This window comes from Arenimonas sp. (assembly GCF_041913985.1).
Taxonomy (GTDB): domain Bacteria; phylum Pseudomonadota; class Gammaproteobacteria; order Xanthomonadales; family Xanthomonadaceae; genus Arenimonas.
Genome location: NZ_JAYSEG010000005.1, coordinates 39,004 through 61,114, shown reverse-complemented (window position 1 = coordinate 61,114; position 22,111 = coordinate 39,004). Strand labels below are relative to the sequence as shown.

Annotated in this window: 23 protein-coding genes; 8 read left to right on the top strand and 15 right to left on the bottom strand. The window is 70.7% G+C overall.

The genetic code is table 11. The features are described from left to right. The first annotated feature begins 6 nt into the window (after positions 1–6). The gene (locus tag ACE3Q2_RS02890; RefSeq protein ID WP_374472630.1) at positions 7–1,692 is read left to right on the top strand and encodes a Zn-dependent hydrolase; all 1,686 of its coding nucleotides are present in this window, start codon (positions 7–9) and stop codon (positions 1,690–1,692) included. 7 nt (positions 1,693–1,699) lie between these two features. On the opposite strand, the gene ACE3Q2_RS02885 is transcribed toward ACE3Q2_RS02890, so the two are convergent. Continuing rightward, a complete protein-coding gene (locus ACE3Q2_RS02885) occupies positions 1,700–1,966 on the bottom strand; it encodes a DksA/TraR family C4-type zinc finger protein (RefSeq protein ID WP_231696063.1) in 267 nt (88 codons plus the stop codon). 121 nt (positions 1,967–2,087) lie between these two features. On the opposite strand from ACE3Q2_RS02885, the gene ACE3Q2_RS02880 reads away from it, so the two are divergent. Beyond that, positions 2,088–4,298, top strand: coding sequence for a putative bifunctional diguanylate cyclase/phosphodiesterase (locus ACE3Q2_RS02880; RefSeq protein WP_374472625.1), 2,211 nt, complete (start codon positions 2,088–2,090; stop codon positions 4,296–4,298). On the opposite strand, the gene ACE3Q2_RS02875 is transcribed toward ACE3Q2_RS02880, so the two are convergent. After that, positions 4,285–4,626: a zinc ribbon domain-containing protein YjdM gene (locus ACE3Q2_RS02875; RefSeq protein WP_374472623.1), complete on the bottom strand. Its 342-nt coding sequence runs from the start codon at positions 4,624–4,626 to the stop codon at positions 4,285–4,287. The two genes, ACE3Q2_RS02880 and ACE3Q2_RS02875, sit on opposite strands and share 14 nt — an antisense overlap. A 184-nt stretch (positions 4,627–4,810) precedes the next feature. Between ACE3Q2_RS02875 and ACE3Q2_RS02870 the strand changes: the two genes are divergently transcribed. Both ACE3Q2_RS02870 and ACE3Q2_RS02865 read left to right on the top strand, forming a co-directional pair. Then, positions 4,811–5,323: a MarR family transcriptional regulator gene (locus ACE3Q2_RS02870; protein WP_231696060.1), complete on the top strand. Its 513-nt coding sequence runs from the start codon at positions 4,811–4,813 to the stop codon at positions 5,321–5,323. Then, positions 5,320–6,171, top strand: coding sequence for an arylamine N-acetyltransferase (locus ACE3Q2_RS02865; RefSeq protein ID WP_231696059.1), 852 nt, complete (start codon positions 5,320–5,322; stop codon positions 6,169–6,171). The genes ACE3Q2_RS02870 and ACE3Q2_RS02865 overlap by 4 nt, the downstream gene beginning before the upstream one ends. 15 nt (positions 6,172–6,186) lie before the next feature. Here the strand turns inward: ACE3Q2_RS02865 and ACE3Q2_RS02860 are convergent, their stop codons facing one another. The 3 genes from ACE3Q2_RS02860 to ACE3Q2_RS02850 all read right to left on the bottom strand — a co-directional run bounded on the left by ACE3Q2_RS02860 (position 6,187) and on the right by ACE3Q2_RS02850 (position 8,491). Next, positions 6,187–6,426, bottom strand: coding sequence for a hypothetical protein (locus tag ACE3Q2_RS02860; protein ID WP_231696058.1), 240 nt, complete (start codon positions 6,424–6,426; stop codon positions 6,187–6,189). Positions 6,427–6,539: 113 nt separating this feature from the next. After that, positions 6,540–7,493 carry an alpha/beta fold hydrolase gene (locus ACE3Q2_RS02855; protein ID WP_374472620.1) on the bottom strand — a complete coding sequence of 318 codons (954 nt, stop codon included), beginning with the start codon at positions 7,491–7,493 and terminating at the stop codon, positions 6,540–6,542. A gap of 266 nt (positions 7,494–7,759) precedes the next feature. Then, positions 7,760–8,491 (bottom strand): hypothetical protein, encoded by a 732-nt coding sequence (locus ACE3Q2_RS02850; RefSeq protein WP_231696056.1) that lies wholly within the window; start codon positions 8,489–8,491, stop codon positions 7,760–7,762. Between the two features lie 119 nt (positions 8,492–8,610). Here ACE3Q2_RS02850 and ACE3Q2_RS02845 point away from each other — a divergent pair, with 119 nt between their 5' ends. Then, complete coding sequence (locus ACE3Q2_RS02845) at positions 8,611–9,216, top strand: DUF1579 domain-containing protein (RefSeq protein WP_231696055.1); 606 nt, start codon at positions 8,611–8,613, stop codon at positions 9,214–9,216. A gap of 40 nt (positions 9,217–9,256) precedes the next feature. Here ACE3Q2_RS02845 and ACE3Q2_RS02840 read toward each other — a convergent pair whose 3' ends face one another. From ACE3Q2_RS02840 to ACE3Q2_RS02810, 7 genes are all read right to left on the bottom strand, one after another. After that, positions 9,257–9,994, bottom strand: coding sequence for a hypothetical protein (locus ACE3Q2_RS02840; RefSeq protein ID WP_374472615.1), 738 nt, complete (start codon positions 9,992–9,994; stop codon positions 9,257–9,259). 73 nt (positions 9,995–10,067) lie between these two features. After that, on the bottom strand, positions 10,068–11,210 hold the full coding sequence (locus ACE3Q2_RS02835; RefSeq protein ID WP_374472613.1) for an NAD-dependent epimerase/dehydratase family protein: 1,143 nt from the start codon (positions 11,208–11,210) through the stop codon (positions 10,068–10,070). Between the two features lie 78 nt (positions 11,211–11,288). Beyond that, positions 11,289–12,368 carry a DUF1615 domain-containing protein gene (locus tag ACE3Q2_RS02830; protein ID WP_374472611.1) on the bottom strand — a complete coding sequence of 360 codons (1,080 nt, stop codon included), beginning with the start codon at positions 12,366–12,368 and terminating at the stop codon, positions 11,289–11,291. Then, a complete protein-coding gene (locus tag ACE3Q2_RS02825) occupies positions 12,365–13,036 on the bottom strand; it encodes a lysoplasmalogenase (protein WP_231696051.1) in 672 nt (223 codons plus the stop codon). Before ACE3Q2_RS02825 ends, ACE3Q2_RS02830 begins: the two co-directional genes overlap by 4 nt. Then, a complete protein-coding gene (locus ACE3Q2_RS02820; RefSeq protein ID WP_374472608.1) occupies positions 13,033–14,307 on the bottom strand; it encodes a PA2928 family protein in 1,275 nt (424 codons plus the stop codon). The genes ACE3Q2_RS02825 and ACE3Q2_RS02820 overlap by 4 nt, the downstream gene beginning before the upstream one ends. 117 nt (positions 14,308–14,424) lie before the next feature. Further along, on the bottom strand, positions 14,425–15,354 hold the full coding sequence (locus ACE3Q2_RS02815; protein WP_231696049.1) for a M14 family metallocarboxypeptidase: 930 nt from the start codon (positions 15,352–15,354) through the stop codon (positions 14,425–14,427). 21 nt (positions 15,355–15,375) lie between these two features. Next, positions 15,376–15,870: a CIA30 family protein gene (locus ACE3Q2_RS02810; RefSeq protein WP_374472606.1), complete on the bottom strand. Its 495-nt coding sequence runs from the start codon at positions 15,868–15,870 to the stop codon at positions 15,376–15,378. 201 nt (positions 15,871–16,071) lie between these two features. Between ACE3Q2_RS02810 and ACE3Q2_RS02805 the strand changes: the two genes are divergently transcribed. The 3 genes from ACE3Q2_RS02805 (at position 16,072) to ACE3Q2_RS02795 (ending at position 19,337) form a co-directional block, all read left to right on the top strand. Beyond that, on the top strand, positions 16,072–16,428 hold the full coding sequence (locus ACE3Q2_RS02805; RefSeq protein ID WP_231696047.1) for a DUF1428 domain-containing protein: 357 nt from the start codon (positions 16,072–16,074) through the stop codon (positions 16,426–16,428). 74 nt (positions 16,429–16,502) lie between these two features. Beyond that, a complete protein-coding gene (locus ACE3Q2_RS02800) occupies positions 16,503–18,524 on the top strand; it encodes a GGDEF domain-containing protein (protein WP_231696046.1) in 2,022 nt (673 codons plus the stop codon). Between the two features lie 6 nt (positions 18,525–18,530). Further along, positions 18,531–19,337, top strand: coding sequence for a restriction endonuclease (locus ACE3Q2_RS02795; protein WP_231696045.1), 807 nt, complete (start codon positions 18,531–18,533; stop codon positions 19,335–19,337). 9 nt (positions 19,338–19,346) lie between these two features. Here ACE3Q2_RS02795 and ACE3Q2_RS02790 read toward each other — a convergent pair whose 3' ends face one another. The 3 genes from ACE3Q2_RS02790 to ACE3Q2_RS02780 form a co-directional block, all read right to left on the bottom strand. Next, positions 19,347–20,138, bottom strand: a complete 792-nt coding sequence (locus ACE3Q2_RS02790) for a cytochrome c (RefSeq protein ID WP_374472602.1) — start codon at positions 20,136–20,138, stop codon at positions 19,347–19,349. A gap of 91 nt (positions 20,139–20,229) precedes the next feature. Next, the gene (locus tag ACE3Q2_RS02785; RefSeq protein ID WP_374472600.1) at positions 20,230–21,276 is read right to left on the bottom strand and encodes a Fic family protein; all 1,047 of its coding nucleotides are present in this window, start codon (positions 21,274–21,276) and stop codon (positions 20,230–20,232) included. 227 nt (positions 21,277–21,503) lie between these two features. Then, positions 21,504–22,103: a short chain dehydrogenase gene (locus ACE3Q2_RS02780; protein ID WP_231696042.1), complete on the bottom strand. Its 600-nt coding sequence runs from the start codon at positions 22,101–22,103 to the stop codon at positions 21,504–21,506. Between the last annotated feature and the right edge of the window lie 8 nt (positions 22,104–22,111).

Below are 22,111 nucleotides of genomic sequence, written 5' to 3'. Positions count from 1 at the left end.
TCCCGCATGTCGCTTCGCCCGCTCAGCCTCGCCATCGCGCTCACCTTCGCCACCGGCCTGGCCGCCTGCCAGCGCGCCGAACAGGCGCCCGCGCCCACCGAGGCCAGCGCCGACGCCGCCGCCGACGCCGCCCAGCCCGCCAACGACATCGCCGCGAAGGTGGCCGCCTACGCCGAGGTGCCGCTCACGGCCGACCTGTCGCAGCTTGCCGAGGGCGACCGCCAGGCCATCCGCCTGCTGCTGCAGGCCGGCGAGATCATGGACGCGCTGTTCTGGAAGCAGACCTGGGGCGACAAGGACGCCCTGCTCTCGGGCATCAGCGACCCGGCCACGCGCCGCTTCGCCGAGATCAACTACGGCCCCTGGGACCGCCTGGACAACGACGCGCCCTTCGTCGAAGGCATCGGCCCGCGCCCGCCCGGCGCGCGCTTCTACCCGGAAGACATGACGAAGGAAGAATTCGCCGCCGCCGACCTGCCCGGCAAGGACGGCCTGTACACGCTGATCCGCCGCGACGAGGCCGGCAAGCTCACCGTGGTGCCCTACCACGTGGAATACGCGGCCGAACTCGGCCAGGCCGCCGACCTGCTGCGCCAGGCCGCCGAAGTGGCCACCGACGAGAGCTTCCGCAACTACCTGCGCCTGCGCGCCGACGCGCTGCTCAGCGGCGAGTACCAGGCCAGCGACATGGCCTGGATGGACATGAAGACCAGCCCCATCGACGTGGTCATCGGTCCCATCGAGAGCTACCAGGACGCGCTGTTCGGCACCAAGGCCGCGTTCGAGGCCTTCGTGCTGGTCAAGGACATCGAATGGAGCCAGCGCCTGGCGCGCTTCGCCGCGCACCTGCCGGCGCTGCAGCGCGGCCTGCCGGTGCCCGGGGCCTACAAGGCCGAGATGCCCGGCACCGACGCCGACCTAAACGCCTACTTCGCCATCTACTACGGCGGCGACGCCAATTCCGGCGCCAAGACCATCGCCATCAACCTGCCCAACGACGAACAGGTGCAGCTGGCCAAGGGCTCGCGCCGCCTGCAGCTGGAAAACAGCATGCGCGCGAAGTTCGACACCATCCTGGTGCCCATCGCCGACGCGCTGGTGGCCGAGGACCAGCGGGCGCACATCACCTTCGACGCCTTCTTCGAGAACGTGATGTTCCACGAAGTGGCGCACGGCCTGGGCATCAAGAACACGCTCGACGGCAAGGGCACGGTGCGCGAGGCGCTCACCGACCTGGCCAGCGGCTACGAGGAGGGCAAGGCCGACATCCTGGGCCTGTACATGATCGGCAAGCTCGGCGAGATGGGCGAACTCGACGCCGCCAGGCGCAACGACAACTACGTGACCTTCCTGGCCGGCATCTTCCGCTCGGTGCGCTTCGGCGCCTCCAGCGCGCACGGCAAGGCCAACATGGTGGCCTTCAACTGGCTGCAGCGCGAAGGCGCCTTCGCCCGCGACCCCGCCACCGGCCGCTACCGCGTGGACTTCGACAAGATGCAGGCGGCGGTCGATTCGCTGTCGGCCAAGATCCTCACGCTGCAGGGCGACGGCGACTACGCCGGCGCGAAGGCGCTGTTCGAGGAAATGGGCAACATCGGCCCCGACCTGCAGGCCGACCTGGACCGCGTGCAGGCCGCCGGCATCCCGGTGGACATCGTGTTCAGGCAGGGCCCGGCGGTGCTGGGCCTCTGACGGGGGTTCAGCGCAGCTGGCTGTCCTTGCTGCCGCGGCGGTTGTAGCCGCTGGCGGCGCGCTGCTCGCGGTCGTGCGCTTCCTGGCAGGGCACGCACAGGCGCACGCCGGGCAGCGCCTGGCGCCGGGCCTCGGGGATCGGGGCCTCGCACTCTTCACAGCGCTCCAGCGACGGGCCCTTGGGCAGTTGCTGGCGCGCGCGCTTGATGGCGTCCTTCACGGTCGCGTCGATCTGGTCCTGCACCGCGCCGTCGCCCGCCCACCCGGTAGCCATGCCCTTCTCCATGAAACAGGGGTCTGACCCCTATTCTGTGGGCGGGGCGGCCGGGTTCCAAGGCGGGCATGGATTTCCCGCGGCGGGGCTGGCAATGTCAGGGCCGCAACCAGGGGGCGGCATGGCCATCGACGACACACCCCAGCGCTTCGCCAGCCAGGGCGGCTGGCTGGATTCGGGCGTCTTCCGCGCGCTGCTGGTGGGCGCCTGCACACTTGGCTTCCTGCTGGTCTGGCTGGTGGTGCCCGAGCAGGGCGTGCGCCAGGACACTTCCTGGTTCCCGGTGTCGCTGCACGCCGCCACCGAGGTCTTCGCCATCGTGGTGGCGGCGATGGTGTTCTCGGTGTCCTGGCACGCGCACCGGCCCGAGCGTCCGGGCAACCTGATCGTGCTGGCCTGCGCCTTCCTGGCCGTGGCCCTGCTCGACTTCGCGCACATGATGTCCTACCGCGGCATGCCCGACCTGGTCACGCCCGCGGCGCCGCAGAAGGCCATTTCCTTCTGGCTCGGCGCCCGCATCGTCGGCGCGCTGGCCGTGCTCTACGTGGTGTTCCGGCCCTGGGTGCCGTTCCGCCGCCCCGGCACGCGCTACGCCTGGCTGGCCGGCGCGCTGGCCTACGTGGCTGCGGTGGCGTGGCTGCAACTGGCGCACCCGGAATGGTGGCCCACCTTCTTCGTGCCCGGCCAGGGCCTGACGCTGCTGAAGGTGCTGCTGGAAGCGACGGTGGTGGCCATGATGGCCGTGGCCATGCTGCGCCTGCTGCACGTGGGCGAGCTCTACCCCACCTTCGATACCCGCGGGCTGGTCGCGGCGTCGGCGCTGTGGATCCTGTCCGAGCTGTGCCTGACGATGTACGAGAACGTCAACGACCTCTTCAGCCTGGTCGGGCACGTGTACAAGGTGCTGGCCTACCTGCTGGTGTACCGCGTGGTGTTCGTGGCCAGCGTGCGCGAACCCTACGAACGGCTGGCGGTGGAAACCGCGCGCAGCCGGGCCGCCGAGCAGCAGGTCGAGGCGCTGGCCTTCTACGACCGCACCACCGGCCTGCCCAACCGCGCCCTGCTGCGCGACCGCTGCACCCAGGTGCTGGCCGCGCGCAGCCAGGACAACGGACACGCCGCGCTGCTTCTTCTCAACATCGACGGCTTCAAGCACATCAACGATTCACTGGGCCACGCCGCCGGCGACGCCCTGCTGCGCGAGCTGGCGCACCGGCTGCCGGCGCAGGTCGGCGAACCGGACACGGTGTCGTGCCTGGGCGGCGACGAATTCGCGGTGCTGCTGCGCGAAGTGTGCGACGCCGGCAGCGTGGCCGCCGCGCAGGAGCGCATCCTGGCCGCGCTGGCCGAACCGGTGCCGGTGGCCGGGCGCGAACTGCGCATCACGGTGTCCATGGGTGCCGCGCTGTCGCCGGGCGACGGCCAGGATTTCGACACCCTGCTGCAGAACGCCGGCACCGCCCAGCACCGCGTCAAGGAAGCGGGTGGCAACGGCTGGCGTTTCTACGACGCCACCATGAACGAGGAAGTGAGCGAACGCCTGGCGCTGCGCAACGGCCTGCGCCAGGCGCTGGAGCGCGGCGAGTTCGTGCTGCACTACCAGCCGCAGTTCTCGCTCGACGACGGCGCGCTGGTGGGCGTGGAGGCGCTGGTGCGCTGGCGCCACCCCGAACACGGCATGGTGGCGCCGATGCGCTTCATCCCCGAGGCCGAGGACAGTGGCCTGATCGTGCCGATCGGGCTGTGGATCCTGCGCGAGGCCTGCCGGCAGGCGGCCGCGTGGCGCCAGGCCGGGCTGGACGTGCCGCGCGTGGCGGTGAACCTTTCGGCCAAGCAGTTCCAGCGCGGCGACGTGGCCACCGACGTACTCGAGGCGCTGTCGGCCGCCGGCCTGCCGCCGACGGCGCTGGAACTCGAGCTCACCGAATCGATCCTGCTCAAGGGCGCCGACACGGTGCTGGCCACCGTGCACAAGCTGCGCGGCCTGGGCGTGCACCTGTCGATAGACGACTTCGGCACCGGCTATTCCAGCCTGGCCTACCTGCAGCACTTCCCGGTGGACAAGCTCAAGATCGACCAGTCCTTCGTGCGCCGCCTGGGCGAGGAAGGCGACGCGCAGGTGATCGTGTCGACCATCGTGCAACTGGCGCGCTCGCTGGGCCTGGGCACCATCGCCGAAGGCGTCGAGGACGCCGCCACCGCCGAACGGCTGGTGGCCCTGGGCTGCCAGCAGGGCCAGGGCTACCACTTCGCGCGGCCGATGCCGCCGGCCGAGCTGGCCGTGCTGCTGGCCGGGCGCCAGCGCGTCGAGGCGGCGCTCAGACCTTCTTGAGGTAGATGGCCTTGAGCTGCATCGGGCTGCCGTCCACGCGGCCTTCGACGTCGTGGTCGCCGCCGACCACGCGCAGGTTGCGCACCTTGGTGCCCTGCTTGAGGGTGAGCGAGGAGCCCTTCACCTTCAGGTCCTTCACCAGCACCACGTCGTCGCCGTCCTGCAGCAGGTTGCCGTTGGCGTCGCGCACTTCCAGGCGCTCCTCGCCGGCCTCGGCCGCGGCCGCCTTCGGGTCCCACTCATGGCCGCAGTCGGCGCAGACCAGCTGGCTGCCGTCGGGGTAGGTGTTTTCCATGCCGCAGGCGGGGCAAGGGGGAAGCGTGGGCATTGGCAAGATCCTGGTCCGGGTAACGGATTATACCGCCCGTCCTGATGGGTGCGCCTGGCACATCGTGCGCGCAATCCCGGCATACGAATACCGGAAAGCCTGCACGCCAGGGTGACAACCTGCATGGTCAGCCACCGGCACGCCCCTGCCTATCATCTTCATATCAAGATATGCGGGGAATGCCATGGCTGACAGCATTGATCACTTTTTCGCCCGCTGGCGCGCCCAGGCGATACCCGGCATCGATATCCGGGAGGACGTGCACTACCTGTACCGCATGGTCCGCATCTGCAAGCTCCTTAGCCAGCGCGTGGAGGCCTGCTGCACGCGGCATGGCCTGACGCCATCGCAATATGAAGCGCTGTCCGCCCTGCTCCGGCATTCGCCGACGCCGCTCAGTGCACAGGACCTGATGGCGGCAAGCATGCTCACGTCAGGCTCGGTCACGGCGATGATCAGCCAGCTGGTGTCGTCGGGCCTGGTGGAACGGACCCAGTGCCCGAAGGACCGCCGCCGGATCGAGGTCAGGATAACGGCCGAAGGCACGCGGGTGGTCAAGGCGGCGATCTTCGACCGGCTTACCGACAACGAACTCCTTTCGCGGCTGCTCGAAGGCAGCGACCAGAAGCAGGCAGACCGCCTGATGCGCAAACTGCTGGCCTCGCTGGAAGGTACCGGCGAGGCGCTCGCTGCATGATGAGGGCCCTGCACACCTCGACGCAGTTCCCGACCCGGGCCTACCTTGCGCGCGTCGGGCTGCCTGCGCTGCCGCCGCCGACCGCCGACGGCCTGTCGGAACTGGTGCTGGCGCAGGTGCGATCGATCGCCTTCGAGAACCTCGACGTGCTCGCCGGCGTGCCGGTGCGGCTCGACCGCGCGATCGTGTACGAGAAGATCCTGGGCGCCGGCCGCGGCGGCTATTGCTTCGAGCTAAACGCGCTGATGTCCGGCGCGCTCGAGGCCGCCGGGTTCGACGTGCGGCCGGTGATGGCACGCGTCACCTACGGGCGCACCGTGCCTGGACCGGCCACGCACCAGGCGCTGGTGGTGAAATGCGACGGCCAGGAGTGGCTGGTGGACGTGGGATTCGGCGGCCCCGGCCCCGAGCGCCCGCTGCCGATCGTGGCGTCCAAGGTCCACACGGTCGAAGGCACGCAGTTCCGGCTGGTGCCCAGCTTCGGCGGCGACCTGCACCTGCAGCGAAAGGTCGGCAACGAATGGAACGGACTTTTCCTGCTGTCACTGGCGCAGACGCGCAGCACCGACATCCAGGCCGCCAACCACTTCATCTCCTCGTGGAAGCGTTCGCCGCTCAGGCACCGGCTCATGTGCACCCTGCCCGTGCCCGGCGGCCTGCTCACCGTGCAGGGCACCGACCTGGTGCGGCTTGACCGGCAACTTTCCGAAGTGGAGCGCCGGCCCTTGAACGATGCCCTGGGCTTCTACGACACGCTGCGCGGGCCGCTTCGCATCAAGGCCGACCCGGCCCTGGTGCAGCGCGCCTGGGAAACCGCCGTGGCGGCCATCAAGTTCGTCACGCCCTGAACGGGCGCGGCGCGCTCAGCCGCCGCAGCCGCCGCAGCACACCGAGGGACGCGGGCGCACGGCGTTCGGCGGCACCTCGCAGCCGGTTTCGTGCAGCAGGCCGAGCAGTTCGCCGGTGGTCACCGCGGCCGACACGCGCAGCACGGGGGTGAACGGGTCCAGGTCGACCACCGCGGCCGGGTCGGCGGCGCAGAGCACTTCGTTGATGGCACCCAGGTCGGCGGCCACGCCGGCGATGTTGACTTCGTATTCCATGCTTCCACCCTCGCGTCGGGGCGCCGGGGCGGCGCCTGTGGCGCACAGGGTCGGGCCGTGGCGCCCGCCGCGCCCTGACCCGGGTCAAGCCGGCGTGTTTCCGCCGGGCGGGCTCAGGGCTGGCGCAGGAAGGCGATGACCGGCTGCACGGTGGCCGCCGGGTCTTCTTCCTGCGGCACGTGGCCGAGTTCGGGGAACACCACCAGCTGGCTGCCGGCGATGTCGCGATGCAGGCGCTGGCCGTTGTCGGGCGGGATCAGCCGGTCGCGCCCGCCCCAGAGCACCAGGGTGGGCACGCGCAGCGTGGCCACGCGGGCGGCGTCGGCTTCCGTGGGCAGGTGCCGGAAGCGCTGGCCCAGCGCGGCGCGGTTGCCCTCGCGCACGGCCAGGTCGTAGTAGCGCTCCACCAGCGCCGGCGACACCCGGTCCGGGTTGCCGTAAACGTCGCGCACGCTGTTGGCGATCACGAAGCGCGGCAGGAAGTGCTGCATCACCCCGTTCACCGCCGGCATCGCTGCCAGCCGGAAGCCCAGCGGCACCGATTCGGCGTTGCGCGGATAGGCCAGCGCGTCCACCAGCACCAGCTTCTGCACGCGCGCCGGGTGCGCCAGCGCGAATTCGATGGCCACCTGGCCGCCGAAGGAATTGCCGGCGACGACGGCCGACTCGATGCCCAGTTCGTCCATCAGCGCTTCCAGGAAGCGCACGTAGCGCAGCGTTTCATATTGCCCGCGCGGGTCGGGGCCGGTGAGGCCGAAACCCGGCAGGTCCATGCTCACCACGCGTTCGCCGGGCAGGTGCGACACCCAGCCTTCCCAGGTGTGCAGGCTGGCCGAGGTGCCGTGCAGCAGGATGATCGGACTGGCATCGTCGCGCGGGCCCTGGTCGCGCAGGTGCACGCGCAGGCCGTCCACTTCGACGAAGCGCGAGGGCGGCGGCGCCCAGCGGGCTTCCAGCGCGGCCACCGGCACGTCCGGCGCCCAGGACAGGGCCAGCGCGCCGGCCAGCAGCACGCCCGCCACGCCCGCGGCCTTCCAGCCCCACCCGCCTTTGCGCTTGCGCCTCATCGGCCCGTTCCGGCTACGCGCCCAGTCCGGGCGCAAATACCACGCTACCCGCCCCGCGCGGGCCTTGCCACGGGCGGATGGTCATGGAAACGGGACGCCGGCGCCCGGATGTGGGACACTGCCGGCCCATTTCCCCACCCTCAGGCCCCAGCCATGAAGAAGAAAGCCCGCGCCCGTCGCCGCGCCGCCCGCCTGCGCAGCATCCGCTGAGCCAGCCGCGCCGCCGCACGAAGGAAAGGCCAGCCCCCGGGCTGGCCTTTCTGCTTTCAGGCCCCCAGCAGCCACAGCGACAGCGCCCGCCAGGCCGGCGTGCCGAACAGCGCCAGCTCCAGCACGTGCTCAAGGAACAGGGCCGTGCCCACCCACAGCAGCACCGGATGCACGCGGCCAAAGCGCAGCCGGTCGCGCAGCATCGCCACCGCGATCACGGCGTCCGAGGCCAGCAGGCCGAAGCTGAGCTCGGGGCGCGGCACCTCGGGGAAATAGTGGCGGAAGCGGAACCAGGCCGGCCACAGGATGGCCACCGTGGCCAGGAACATGAGCCGCTTGTGCACCTCGGGCCGCTGCCGCTGCAGCAGCGCCGCCGTGTAGAGCAGCGAGAAGACCACCATGGCCCCCACCACGCCGGCGAAGCCGTCCACGCCGCCGTTCTCGACCCTCCCCGCCAGTTCCGTCCGGGCCAGCAGGGCGCCCACGGCGATGCAGCTGGCCACCATCACCAGCGCCAGCGGCACCGAGGCCAGGCCGAGCCGCCGGTGCCACTGCCGCCGGCCTGCGGGAATCAGCGCCGCCTGCGCGGTGAACAGCAGCATCCACGCGAAGAAGGCCGCTCCATGGACCATCACGATCCAGTGGAAGCTTCCCTGCCCCGTCGCCAGCGGCAGGAAGAAAGTCTTGGCGAAGCCCACCAGCGAGACGGCCAGCGCATAGAGCGCGATGCCCAGGAAAAAGCGGCTGCGCGGTGCGGCGTAAGGGTTCGCGGGTCGGGGAGAGGCCATCGGGCGGGCTCGGGAACGCGTCGGCCGGAGTATGCCCCGGCGGCACTGGAAGCGCGCGGGGTCCGGGAGCAGACTCGCCCGGCGGTTCCCCGGAATGCCTACCCCTGATGGAGGTCGCCATGCGCCGTTCGTTCCGTCTCTCCCTGATTGCCCTTGCCTGTTCGCTTGCCCTGCCCGCCGCCGCGCAGGAGGCCGCGCCCGCGGCGCCCTCGCCCGAGGAGCAGGCGGTGATGGAGGCCTACCAGAAGGCGGCCACGCCCGGACCGCAGCACGCGAAGATGGCCGAGTCGGTGGGCAGCTTCGACATGGCGGTGCTCAGCTGGCAGTCGCCCGACGCGCCGCCCACCTCCGACACCGGCACCAGCACGCGCCGCATGGTGCTCGGCGGCCGCGTGATGGTGGAGGAAGCCAAGGCCACCATGATGGGCCAGCCCTTCGACGGCCTGGGCCTGCACGGCTTCGACAACGTCAGCGGCAAGTACTGGGCCACCTGGAACGACAGCGTCGGCACCGGCCTGATGGTGGCCGAGGGCGACTGCGACGACCAGGGCAGCTGCACCTTCACCGGCAGCTGGAACGACCCGGTCACCAAGGGCAGGATCACGGCGCGCATGACCAGCCGCTGGCCCGACGCCAACACCGAAATCTTCGAGATGTTCGGCCCCGGCCCGGACGGCAAGGAAATGAAGATGATGCAGATCACCTACACGCGGCGGGCGCCGTAGCGTCTTGCCCGTGTCGGCCGGCGCCCACTGCGCCGGCCGCTCAATCGTGCACGGAGGGCGTGGTCTTCTCGAGGATTTCCATCGCCTCGGCGTTCTTTCGCTCCCACTCGGCGTCTTTCAGCGCCTGCGCCTGGCTTCGGCGATGCTGGTCGCGAAGCTCGGGGCTGATGACGTCCACCTGGCGATGCCGGGACAACAATGCACGGTCACCCGGCGCAAGCTGGCAATTCCTGCTCAGGATCTCGAGCTCATCACCATTGCCCGCGGCGCCGCTTTGCAGATTCACGACCACGCCAAGCGTATCGCCCAGTGGTTCCAGTTCAAGGCACACGGCATCGATGGTGTCGTAGGTCCGGTGCTCGTTCCGCTCCACGATGACGAACAGGTTCTCGCGGTCGAGCCACGCCACCGACCGCACGCCTTCCACCTGCCTGGCCGCCTGACGGGCAGCCTCACGGTCCACGGCGCGCGCGGGGTCCGCGAGCTTCATGGCGCGACGGAGGTCATCCTGCATGGCATCGACCTGCGCGACGACCGCCTCCTGGTTCCCCGTCGCCGCCGCGGCCCGTGCTGCCGCGACGCGGCCCACGAACTTCGCAGGGTCAATGGGCTGCCCTGCCTGCTCGGGGCGACGCTCGTCCTCGGCGGGCGCTGCGGACTGCCCGCAACCGGAGAGAATCCACGCGACCGCGACGGAACAAATCGCCAGTCGGGAAACAACCAGTTCGGTGCGCTTGGTACGGATCATCGCCAGCAAAGTGAGGGAGTGGTTCCGCATTGGAACCACTCCCCCATCGCGTCGCAAGCGTTCTGGCCGAGAATTTACGGACAGTGATCTACCTGCCCGCGCCTCAGCCCTTCTGGGCGTGCCAGGCCTTCAGCACTTCCGCTTCCTTCTCGCGGGTGATGCCGGCGCGGGTTTCGGCCTGGCGCTCGGCCGGCAGGCTGCGGTACCAGCCCAGCAGGTCGGTGACCGTCGTGGCCAGCGGGCGGAAGGTGAGGCCGGCGGCGATGGCGCGGGCGTTGCTCACGTCGCCGTAGCCGGAGTACGGCGAGCCTTCGCGCGGCTGCCACACGGTCATGTCGGCCTCGTGCTTGGCAATGAATTCCGCCGGCACGTGGGTGAACTTGATGGGGCCGCCGGTGACGGCGTGGCAGCCGTGCGCCATGGCGTCGGTGGTGAGCGTGTAGTCCGGGCCGCAGGCGTTGAACACGCCGGTGGTGCCGTTCTCGGCCAGGCGGATCATCCACTCGCCCAGGTCGCGGCCGTCGATTACCTGGATCGGGTCCAGGCCGTCGCCCGGCAGCATCACCTCGCCGCCCTGGGCGATGCGCTTGGGCCAGTAGGTGAAGCGGTCGGTCTCGTCGCGCGGGCCCACGATGTAGCCCGGGCGCACGATGGTGACGTTCTTGCCGAACTGCTTGTGCGCCTCGGCCTCGCTCAGCGCCTTCAGCGGGCCGTACAGGTTCTCGATGTCGGCCACCAGCGTCTCGCGGGTTTCCGCCATCGCGTCCTTGCCCTTGTACACGGCCAGCGGCGCGTCCTCGTCCATGCCGTGCTTCGTGCCGTCGGCATAAACGGAAATGGTGGAGATGAAGAGGTAGTGGCCCACCTTGCCCGCCAGCACCTGGCCGGCGTCGCGCACCCAGTACGGCAGGCTGGTGGGGTTGTCGATGCACACGTCCCACTCGCGGCCTTCCAGCGCCTTGAGGTCGCCGGTGGTGCGGTCGCCGATGAGCTGCTCAACCCTGTCGCCCCATTCGGCAATCGGCCGGCGGCCGCGGTTGAAGGTGGTCACCTTGTGGCCGCGCGCCAGCGCGTACTCCACCTGGAACGGGCCGGTGAAACCGGTGCCGCCGAGGATGAGGATACGCAGCGGCTTGGCCGCCTTGGGAATGGCATTGCCAACGCTGGCGGAGCTGGCGAAGGCCGGCAGCGCGGCGGCGGCGGTGGCGAGGGCGCCGAACTTGAGCAGGTCGCGACGGGTGGTCATGGCAGGGTCCCTGGGTTGGATGGCGCACCTTGGCACTCCCCGGCGGCGGGCGCCCCTGTCGAAAGTCGGGGGTCGGGCTCAGCGCGCCAGGCACTGCCGGTAGCGGCCGTCGACGCGGGTGGCGAACCAGGCGGTGCTCAGTTCGCGGGTGATCTTGGGGCTTTCGAGCGTAATGCCCGGGAGCATGGCGCGCGGCAGGGCCTTGCCCGCCTTCGCCTCGGCCAGCTCGAAAACCTGCCGGAACAGGTCGCTGTCGTTGAAGTCGAGCCGGCGGCCGAAGGACAGCGCCTCGCGGATCTCGCGCTCGTCCATCCCCAGCTGCGGAGCCAGCGACCGCACGGCACGCTCGGTTTCGCCGGGCTGCGAGAGCGGCGCGCCGGGCACCAGCAGGTCGCCGTCGAGCGCCAGCCGGCGGCCACTGGCGATGGCCACCGCGTTCTGGAAGGCGGCGTTGCGGCTGGCGTACCAGCCCGCGTTGAAGTCGGCGAAGCGGTGCACCTTGCGGGTGTAGGGCGTGTCGTAGCCCAGCAGGTGTTTGATGCCGAAGTACATGCCGCCGCGGCGCGTGAACACCTCGCGGCGCACGCTGCCCGGCATCGGGTACGGGTAGCCTTCCGCCTGCGCCTCGGCGAAGGCGATCGACACCTGCATGGGGCCGCCGGTCTGCACCGGGTTCCAGCCTTCGAACAGTCGCTTGCCCAGCGGCACGCGGCCCACCAGGTCCTCGAAGATTTCACTCAGCTCGCGCTCGGTGCGCACGGTGGCCAGGCGCTCGTCGTAGCTGCGGCCGTCGGTGGAAGGCAGCTTCAGCGCGGCGTTGAGCGCGAAGGCCGGGATGTGTTTCGCCTTCGCGCGGCGCTCGAGCTCGGCGCGGGAAATCCTCGCCAGGTTCGGCACCACCGGGTCGGCCACGTAGCCCGATTCCTGCTCGAGCACGGCCAGCACCGCGCAGATGTTCTCGGGGTTGGGCGTGATGGACTGCGCCTCGAAGGCCACCTGGATGTCGGTGGCCCAGCCGGCGCGGTCGGCCACGTTCGCCTGGATGCGCCGCTCGATGTCTTTGCGCACCTGCGCCGGCGTGGGACCGGGCCGCGTGGTGGCACAGGCCGCGAGCAGCAGCACCAAGGCACAGGCACTGGCGCGCAGGAGCCGCCTCATGCGCCCTGCCCCGCGCGCCGCGCCACCGAACGGGCAATGCACCACAGCGAGGCGTAATACGTGGCCAGCACCCACAGCAGCGCCAGCGGCAGCGCGCCGTGGAAGCGGTTCCAGGCCAGCAGCGAATCGCTGAGCACGAACAGCGCGCCGCCCACGGCGGCCAGGCGCGCCGGCGCGGCCAGCATGGCGTCGGCGCGCAGCGCCCAGGCCCGCGCCGCGGCCAGCGCCGCCATCAGCACCAGCACGGAAACATAGGCCAGCACGGGCAGGCGCATCTCGCCCGGCACGTGCGGCCACAGCAGGCCCAGGTCCACCGCGGCCAGCGCGGCATAAGCCAGCAGCGCCAGTGCATTGGCGCGCACGCCGCCGCCCGGCCACAGCGCCGCGATGAAACACAGGTGCGCCAGCAGGAAGGCCACCAGCCCGCCCAGGAACAGCCCCTGAGGCAGCATCAGCAGCACGTCGCCCGCCAGGGAAAACACCAGGCCCCAGGCCACCGCGCGGCGGTAGCGCGACGACACCACCGGCGCCGCGCGCAGCACCCAGGCCAGCACCAGCAGCGTGGCCGCGGGCTTGCAGAGGTAGTGCAGCCACTGCCAGGGCCCGCCCAGCAGGCCGCCGACGATGGCGCCCGCCGCCAGCAGCGCCAGCTTCAGCCCGGCACTCATTGCGCGGGCTTCGCCGGCGCGGCGCTGTCGCCCGCCGGCGCCGCGGTGCCCAGGTTCCAGGCCTGCACGGAACCGTCGGCCAGCGACACGCTGGCCACGTGCGGCGCGCGCGTGACGATGTCGTCCTTGCGGGTTTCCCAGTCGCCCGACACCACCAGGTGTTCGCCGATTCGCCAGAACGACACCGGGTTGGCGGTGCCCGATTCACTCAGCGGTAGCGGCGTCTGCCAGCGCGGGCGCAGCTGCGCGTCGAAGCGGCTCAGCTGCAGGCGGCCGGCGCTGTCGATGCGGTCCAGGTGCCACACCAGCAGGTCGCCCTCGCCCGGCGACAGCGCCTCGCCCGTCACCGGGTCGCGCACGTAGCGGCCCTTGAGCAGCACGGGGGAGCCTTCGATGGGTTCGGCCGAGGCCACGCGCAGGTAGGTGTCGTCGAAGCGCGTGGTTTGCTCCAGCCGCACGTCGTGGAAACGCCGGCGCGCCAGCGGGCCGGCGTCCTGGATCGAATACGGGAACAGCGCGTGGTCGCCGAAGGTGTCCTGCACGGCGTCGGCGGCCTCCACTTCGTTGAACAGCGCCAGCCAGCGGTCCGGGCCGCGCGGCACGTGGCGCACCAGCGGGTGCATCGGCGGCGTCGGCACCACGCGCGCGCGGCCGTTGGCCCAGGTGGGCACGGCGGCGGCCGGCGCCACGCGCGGCACGTAGTCCTCGGGCTCGAGCCCGGGGCCGCGCAGGCGCACGGTGCGGCCGTCGGCCAGGGTCAGCACGGGGCCCTGGTCGAAGCGCCAGAGCTGCGGGTCGCTGGGCAGCAGGCCTTCAAGTTCAGGGCGCTGCGCCAGCAGCCCGGCGCGGTCGAAGGCCAGCGTGCCGTCCGCCGCTTCGAGCACGTAGGGGTTGTCGGCCACCAGCACCCACACGCGGCCGTCGGCCTGGCCCAGCAGGCGGCCCGACACCGCCGAGCCGATCACGCGGGAAGGCTTGCGCTGGGTCGGTTTCAGGTCGGGGTCGGAATAGGTCACCAGCCGGCGCGACCACCGCGGCCGCGCCGCCACCGGGTCGAAAGCCTGCACGTCGAAGTGGTAGTAGGTGTCTTCGCGCCAGTAGGTGCCGCCACCGCGGCGCGTGCTGCCGCCGCCCACGCCGACGCGCCGGATTTCTTCCTGCTTCTGCAGCACCCACAGTGCCGTGTCTTCGCCGGCCTGCACCATGCCGGGCCGGCCCTGCAGCTCGGGCGTACCGAAATACGCGCTGTTGCAGCCCGCCAGGAGCAGCACACCCAGCCAGACCGCAAAGACCCACCCGCCGTGACGCCCCATGCCCCGCTCCCCGTTCCGGCACGGGCCCAGTCTATCCGGGCGCCGCGCCTGCCACGCAAGCGTGGCCTGGGTGACTCAGCCCGCGTGCGCCAGCGCGTAGTCCAGCGCGGCGCGCACCGCGGCCACCTGCGCGGCGTTGCACTGCCCGGGCGAAGCGCGCGGGCTGTCGGGATAGACCTCGGTGGTGCTGCGGAAACGCGCGCGGGTGACGCTGGCGCACAGGCCCAGTTCGCGGCAGGGGTAGTTGATGACGCCGTGCGCCACCACCGGCGAACCGATGATCTCGCCCTTGGCGTCGGCCGGGGCGATGTGGGTCACCTTCGCCACGCCGGCGATGATGGCCTGCTGGAAGTCCGGCTGCGGGTCTTCGCTGTCGCCCACGGTGTAGAAGCCGTCGGGGATTTCGCCGGGCTCGAAGGGCTGGCCGTCGCGCGCGGCCTTGGCCGGGCGGAATTCGCCTTCGTCGCTGTCGGTGGTTTCGTGCAGGTCGATGTGCACCAGGAAGGCGTCCTTCAGCGGCGCCACCAGGGCCTTGAGCATGGCCGACTCGGCCGCCCTGCCGTCGTCGCCGAACGAACGGTTCGGGTCGATGGCCTCGGCGTTCCAGCGCTGGATGCGCTCGTAGGCCCAGGGGCTGACGCAGGGCACGATGAGCAGGTTCATCCGGCCCGCGTACTCCGCCGCGTGCTTTTCCGCGAACTGCAGGGCGCCGTGCACGCCGCTGGTTTCATAGCCGTGCACGCCGCCGGTGACCAGGGCGCTGGGCAGGCCGTCGCGCCAGTCCTTGCTGCGCAGCGCGAACACCGGGAAGCGGCCGTCGGGGCCGGCGTCGAGTTCGCCGTACTGCTGCACGTCGAACCGGGCGCCCAGGCGGTCGACGACCGTGAGCACGTCGTCGGCGTAGCTGCGCTGCTTCATCTGGCGGGCGCGCCAGGCGGCGCGTTCGGCGGCGCCCCAGGGCTGGCCCGGGGTGCCGATGGGATAAAAGGCGGTGGTCGTGTTCATGCCCCGCACTTTAGCACCGCCTTATTCCAGGCCGATCCAGTCCACTTCCAGCTGGAACGGACCCTCGCGCTTGTCGCCCAGCAGCAGGCCCAGCTCGCGCACCCGGGACGGCTCCATGGGCGGGCCCTTCAGCGCCACGCCGCGCACGCTGGGGCGAAGCTCGGCCAGGGGCACGCGCACTTCGGTCCACTGCCCGGCCAGGGTGGGGAATTCGCTGCCCCAGGAGACGGTGATGCCGCGGAAGCTGGCGTCGGTGGCCAGGCGCAGCTGGTAGCGGCGGCCGTCGCCGCGCACGCGCAGCACGACGGCGCTGGCGCCGCTGAAATCAAACTCCCGCCCCACCGTGCGCGCCGAGGAAAAGCCGCCGTTGTTCTCCAGCGACAGCACGCCGCTGAAGCGCAGCAGGCCGCCGGCCACTTCCGTGCCGCCCTGCGAGCGGCCGCCCATCACGCCGTCGTTCACGGCCACCCAGCGTGGCTCGTCGGCGCCGTCCTCGAAACTCATCAGGGTCTTCATGCGCGGCTCCGGGGCGGCGTGGGCCGTGGCGGCCAGCAACAAGGCAAACGTGACTGGAAGAAAGGCCCGCATGGCGAACGCCCGGTGGTGGAGGCGCATTGCAGCGCCGCGCCCGTCGCCGGTGCGTGACGGTCAAGGCCCCGGGGCGCGCGCTGCGGTAGGCTTGCCGCGGGGCGCTTGCCCCGCCACCCGGAGCCAGCCATGGCCTATATCGACGGTTTCGTCTTCGCGGTGCCCGCCGCGGACAAGCAGGTGTTCATCGATTTCGTGCACAAGTTCGACCCGCTGATGCTCGAGTTCGGCGCCACCCGCGTGGTGGAGTGCTGGGGCGACGACGTGCCGCACGGCAAGCAGACCGACTTCTACCGCGCCGTGGAGGCCAAGGAGAACGAGGTCACCTGCTTCGCGTGGATCGAATGGCCCGACAAGGCCACCCGCGACGCCGGCATGAAGAAGATGATGGAAGACCCGCGCATGGACCCGAAGGACAACCCCATGCCCTTCGACGGCAAGCGCATGATCTTCGGCGGCTTCCAGCCGGTGCTCGACATCGGCTGAACCCCGGTTGCGGTCCCCGCCCCGGGTAGGCAATGCTGGCACCGGGGAATCACGCTTCAGCCAGGGGACCGGGAATGAACCTTTCGACGCGGCTTCGCGCCGCCGCCTGCCGTGCGCTGCTGGGCGCATTGCTCCTGCCACTGGCCGCCGCGGCCACGCCCGCCGCGGCGCCTGCCGCCGAACGCGCCGCGGTGGCCGAAGCCAGCCCGGAGCAGCTGCGCACCCTGCTGGCCGAGCGCCGTTTCGACGAGGCCAACGCCCTGGCCGACACCCTGCTGGCCGCCCCCGGCCTGCCGCCGGCGCGGGAAGCCGAGATCCTCACTATCTGGATGAAGGGCCTGTTCCTCGCCGGCGACCTGGCGAAGATTCCGCAGCTCGAACCCCGGGTGCAGGCCCTGGCCGCGGACAGCGGGCTGCCAGCCGCCGACCGCGCGCACCTGCTGCACCAACTGGCGTCGCTCTACAGCCGGGTGCCGCGCTTCGCCGACGCGCTGGCCGTGTTTTCCCAGATAGAGACCCTCCTGGGCGACGCCCCGGACCGGCAGCTGCTCGACGCCCTCAGCGCCAAGGGCGCCGTGCACGCCATGCAGGGCCAGAACGCCGAGGCCATCGAGGCCCTGCACCGCGCCGAAAAGATGGGCCAGGCCCTGGGCCTGCCCGAGAACCCCAACCTGCTGCGCAACCTCGCCGGCCTGTTCATCGGCCTGGGCGAGTTCGACCGCGCCATCGATTACGCACGGCGCGGCGAGGAGGCCCAGCGCAAGCAGGACCCGCCGCCCGCGCCGAATGTGCGCAAGGGCATGCTGTCGGTGCTGGCCACGGCCTACATCAGCGCCAAGGACTTCGAACAGGGCCAGCGCTGGTCGGAAACCGCCATCGCCTTCGGCCGCGAGCACGGGCTGCCGGTGACGGCCGAGCTCAACAACTACGCCACCCTGCTGCGCGACACCGGCCGCCACGCCGAAGCGCTGGCGATCTACCAGGAACTCACCTCGCAGGTGGCGCCCACCGATGCGCCCGAGATCCGCGGCGTGCTGCAGAAGAACATCGGCGAAACCCTGGTGGCCCTGGGCCGCCGCGCCGAAGCCGCCGGCCACCTGCAGTCCGCCCGCGAGCTCTATGAAACCGCCGACGTGCGCCCCAAGCGGCTCGAGCTCTACCCGGTGCTGATCGACAACCTCGAGGCCCTGGGCCGCCACGCCGAAGCCCTGGCCGCCATGCGCGAGTTCAAGGCGCTGAGCGACGAAACCATCAACGCCGAATCGCAGACGCGCATCGGCCAGCTCGAGAACGCCATCGACCTGGAGCGCAAGGAAAAGGCCCTGGCCGAAGCCGAGGCCGCGAACGAGCTGCAGCGCGCCGCCAACGAAGCCCTGCAGGCCGGCCAGGAGCGCGCGCGCGCCATCAACATCGCCCTGGCGGCCAGCCTGGTGGCGCTGGCGGCGCTGCTGGCGCTGCTCTGGCGCACCGTGCGCATCCGCGCCCGCACCACGCGCGAGCTCAGCGCCCGCAACGAGGTGATCGAGCAGCTGAGCCGCGAAGACGCGCTCACCGGCCTGGGCAACCGCCGCCGCCTGCTCGAAGTGATGGCCGAGGCGCAGGCCACCGGCAGCCTGGTGGTGATGGCCGACCTGGACCACTTCAAGGCCATCAACGACCAGCACGGCCACGAAACCGGCGACCGCGCCCTGCGCCTGTTCGCCGACGCGCTGCGCGCCGTGGCCCGCGGCGGCGACCTGATGGTGCGCTGGGGCGGCGAGGAATTCATATGGATCTGCCGCGGCGCCGACGCCAGCCGGGGCCCGGCCCTGTGCGACCGCCTGCTGCGCCAGCTGCGCGAGAACCCGCTCGACGTGGGCGGCCAGCCGCTGCCCGTCACCGCCTCGCTGGGTTTCGTGCCCCTGCCCACCTGGCCCGGCGCCGCGCCCGACTGGGACGCCGCGCTGCGCATCGCCGACTACGGCGTGTACTGCAGCAAGAACGCCGGCCGCGACCGCTGGACGGGTTTCACCGGCGTGGACGCCGCGCCGGGCGAAGCCGGGGCCTCGCCGGCGGAACTGGAGCAGCAGGGGAAACTCAAGCGAATTGGCGGCTGAGCAAGCATGGCACGACGACGAGAAAGTGGTTTCGATGTTCTGGCCAGCATGCCGTGGCCAGTGGGCCTCATTGCCGGCGTACTGGCGTTCCTGGCGGTTCGGTATGGCGTGCCGTGGTACCTGGGGCGGTCGGGTGGCACGCTCGGCCAGGCGTTTGCGTCGGGCCAGGCCGCGCACGGCTTGGGCGTGCTCGCATGGAGCCTGCTGCTCATCTGCTGGCTCGCCAGCGCTGTCTCATTTGCCACGCGGCGACACCGCGCGCGCCTGCTCGACAGCCAGGCCCTGAACCCGCGCCTCACTGCACTGAGCTGGCGCGAGTTCGAGCAGCTCGTGGGCGAGTGGTTCCGGCGCAAGGGCTATTACGTGGAAGAAACCGGCGGTGGCGGCAAGGACGGCGGCATCGATCTGCTTGTCCGGAAGGACGGCCGCAAGGAGTTGGTTCAGTGCAAGCAGTGGCGACGCCAACGAGTGGATGTCGCCACCGTCCGCGAAATGTGGGGGCTCCTGCAGCACCACGGCGCCGACGAGGTCTGGATCGTGTGCATCGGGAACTTCACCCCGGATGCCGCGCGCTTCGCCCAAGGAAAGCCGATAAGGCTCATTTCCGGGCGGCAACTGGAAGACATGATCCGCTCCGCACCGGGAACGACGGCAGGCGCCACGACGCCCCCGAATGCATCGCCAGAAGCCGGTCCGGCATGCCCCAAGTGCGGCAGCCCGATGGCAGTCCGGCATAACCGCAAGACGGGTGATGCCTTCCTGGGCTGTACCAGCTTCCCCCGCTGTCGTGAAACGGCACCCTATTCCAGCTGACGCACCGCATCACCGGCTGTCGAGGTAATCCTTCAGCGCCTGGATCTCGGCGTCGGTCATGGCGTTGAAGCGGTACACGGCCACGCCGCTCATCAGGCCGCTGGCGGACTTGCCGCCGGAAAGCACCTCGCCGGTGCGCATGAGCCTGGCGAACTGCTCGTCGGTGTAGGCCTTGGCGATGGCCAGCGGCGGCGCGCCGCCCGGGTCGCCGAAGCCATTCAAATCCCAGCCGTGGCATTCGCCGCAGGTGGTGAGCGCAATGTGCCGGCCCAGCGCCAGCGGTTCGGTAGGCGGCGCCGGCGGCGGCATGTTGCCCGGCGTGGGTTTGAGGTCGGCCAACCACGGATGCGTGCCGTCGTTGATTTGCCTGGTCAGCTCCGCCGACCACTGGCCCGCCGGCAGCGCCGCGTTCTCCACCGCCGGCAGCGCGCGCAGCCAGGCGTCGATATCGCGCACTTCGCGCCGGCTCAGGTGCTGGAAGCTCTGGATGGGCATGCCCCAAGGCGCGTGGCCGTCGTGGGTGCGGCCTTCGTGCAGCAGGCCTGCCAGCGCCGCCTCGTCCGGGTAAAGCGTGCGCCGCTGCGTGAGGTTGGGCGCCACGATGCGGCCCTGCGCCGGATCTTCCATGAACACCCGGCCGGCGCCGCCTTCGCCGTGGCAGCCGTCGCAGCCCACGCGGCGGGCCACGCGGGCGCCTTCTTCGGCGTCCGCGGCGGAAGCGGCCGGCTCCACTGCGAGCGTTGGCAGCGCCACCAGGGCCATCGTGCCCGCCAGCAACCATGAGCGACCCAGAATCGTCATCTCCGTCCTCCCAACGGGCAACCGGGTATGGCTGCTTCCAAGCTTGGAACGCACCCCCGGCGCGGCGCCGGCCGTGGCCCCGGCGGAAACTTCAGGGCTGCTCGAGGCGCCGCAATATTTCGGTGGCGTGGAATACCCGGTTCCTGCGACGCGTAGGCTCCGAGAGCATGCCCCGGGAGACCAACGCTTCGATCGCCTTGTTGGCCGACTTGAATGAAATACCCAACCCTTCGGCAACCTGCTTCACGGCAACCACCGGGTGGCCGAGCAGGAACGCCGGCAGCCGGCGCGCTGCAGCGTCGGAGCGAAGATCGGCCAGCCCATGCGTCCATTCCGCACGGATCGCTTCCAGATCGCGGGCGATGGCCACGGCGCCATCACAGGCCTCAACGACCGCGCGGCACAGCAGCCTGATCCAGGGCACCCAGTCGGCGCGTAACTGCACGTCGGCCAATGCGTCGTAGTAGGCACGGCGCTGGCGCAGGAGGGTGCCCGACAGGTAGATCGGCGGATAGCCCTCGGCGGCCAGGATCAACGGCATCAGCAAGCGGCCGCAGCGGCCATTACCGTCGGCAAAGGGGTGGATGGTTTCAAACTGTGCATGTGCAATCGCCAGCTGGCCCACCACCGGCAGTTCCCAAACCTCGTCCTCGCGGCGGGCATACCGGAGCATCGACGCCTCCAGCTCTTCCATGCACGCCTCTATGCGGGACGGCGGCGCGGGCACGAACGTGGCGTCCTCGATGCGTCCGCTGCCGATCCATGCCTGGGTGTCCCGGTAGTCGCCGGCACGCAGCGATGCCGGCGCGTCCTGCATCAGCGTGGCATGCAACGCCCTGAGCAGGCGGGTATCCAGCGCTTGCCGGGTACCCGCACGACGAATCGTCGCCAAGCCCTGCTCCAGGGCTTGCACATAGCGCCCGGTCACCACGGCGTCCGCGGGAGCACCGTCGCTGCCCTGCGTGGCTTCGTACTCCAGGAGCTCATGCAACTGGGTCCGGGTGCCCTCGATCTGGGAACTCTGCACGGCCTCGCGGCGCGCCAGGGTTCGCGTCACGAGATCCACGCTGGGCAGCAGTTCGGTTGCGGTGCAGAGGCGACTGAGTGCCTGCATCGCCCCGGACACCTCGCGGGTCACGTCGGCCGCTTCCGGAAGCCAACGGGGCGTGGGGGGTGCGACCAACGCCCAGCAGTGCGGGTACTGGTCGCACTTCACCAGCAAGGGCTGCAGGGCTGGACTGAGGTCCTGTCGTCGCATCGGTGCGGAGCCAGGTAAGGTCAAACAAGGCTGCCACTAATTTACCTTTAATGCAATATAGGTAAATAACGAGGAACGCTGTTTACCCTTGCTCCGACCCCAAGCCCTTAGTGCACCGCGTACACCTTGCCCGTTTCACCCCCTTCCACCGAACGGGCGTAACCCAGCGCCACGCGGGCGCCGGGCACCGGCTGGAAGCCGCGGAAGAACGGTGCCAGGTCGCCCATGGATTCCACCAGCACGCCCGGGCTGACGGCGTTGATGCGCAGGCCGCGCGGCAGCTCCACGGCGGCGGCGCACACGAAGCCTTCGATGCCGCCGTTGGCCAGGCTGGCGGCGGCGCCGTAGGCCACCGGATCGTGGTTGAGCACGCCGCTGGTGAGCGTGATCGAACCGCCGTCGCGCAGGTGGCGCTGGCCGATGAGCGCCAGGTTCACCTGGCCCATCAGCTTGTTGGCCAGGCTGAAGGCCCACTGCTCGGGAGTAAGTTCCAGCAGCGGCGCCCAGCCCACCTGGCCCGCCGCCGAGACGATGGCGTCCACCGTGCCCAGCTTGGCCAGCGCAGCTTCAATGCTGTGCCGGTCGGCCAGGTCCAGGCGCAGGTCGCCGCCCTTCCGACCCGCCGTGACCAGCTCGTGCCGGCCGCCCAGTTCCGCCGCCACCGCGGCGCCCACGGTGCCCAGGGCACCCACCAGAAGAATCTTCATTGTTCGCT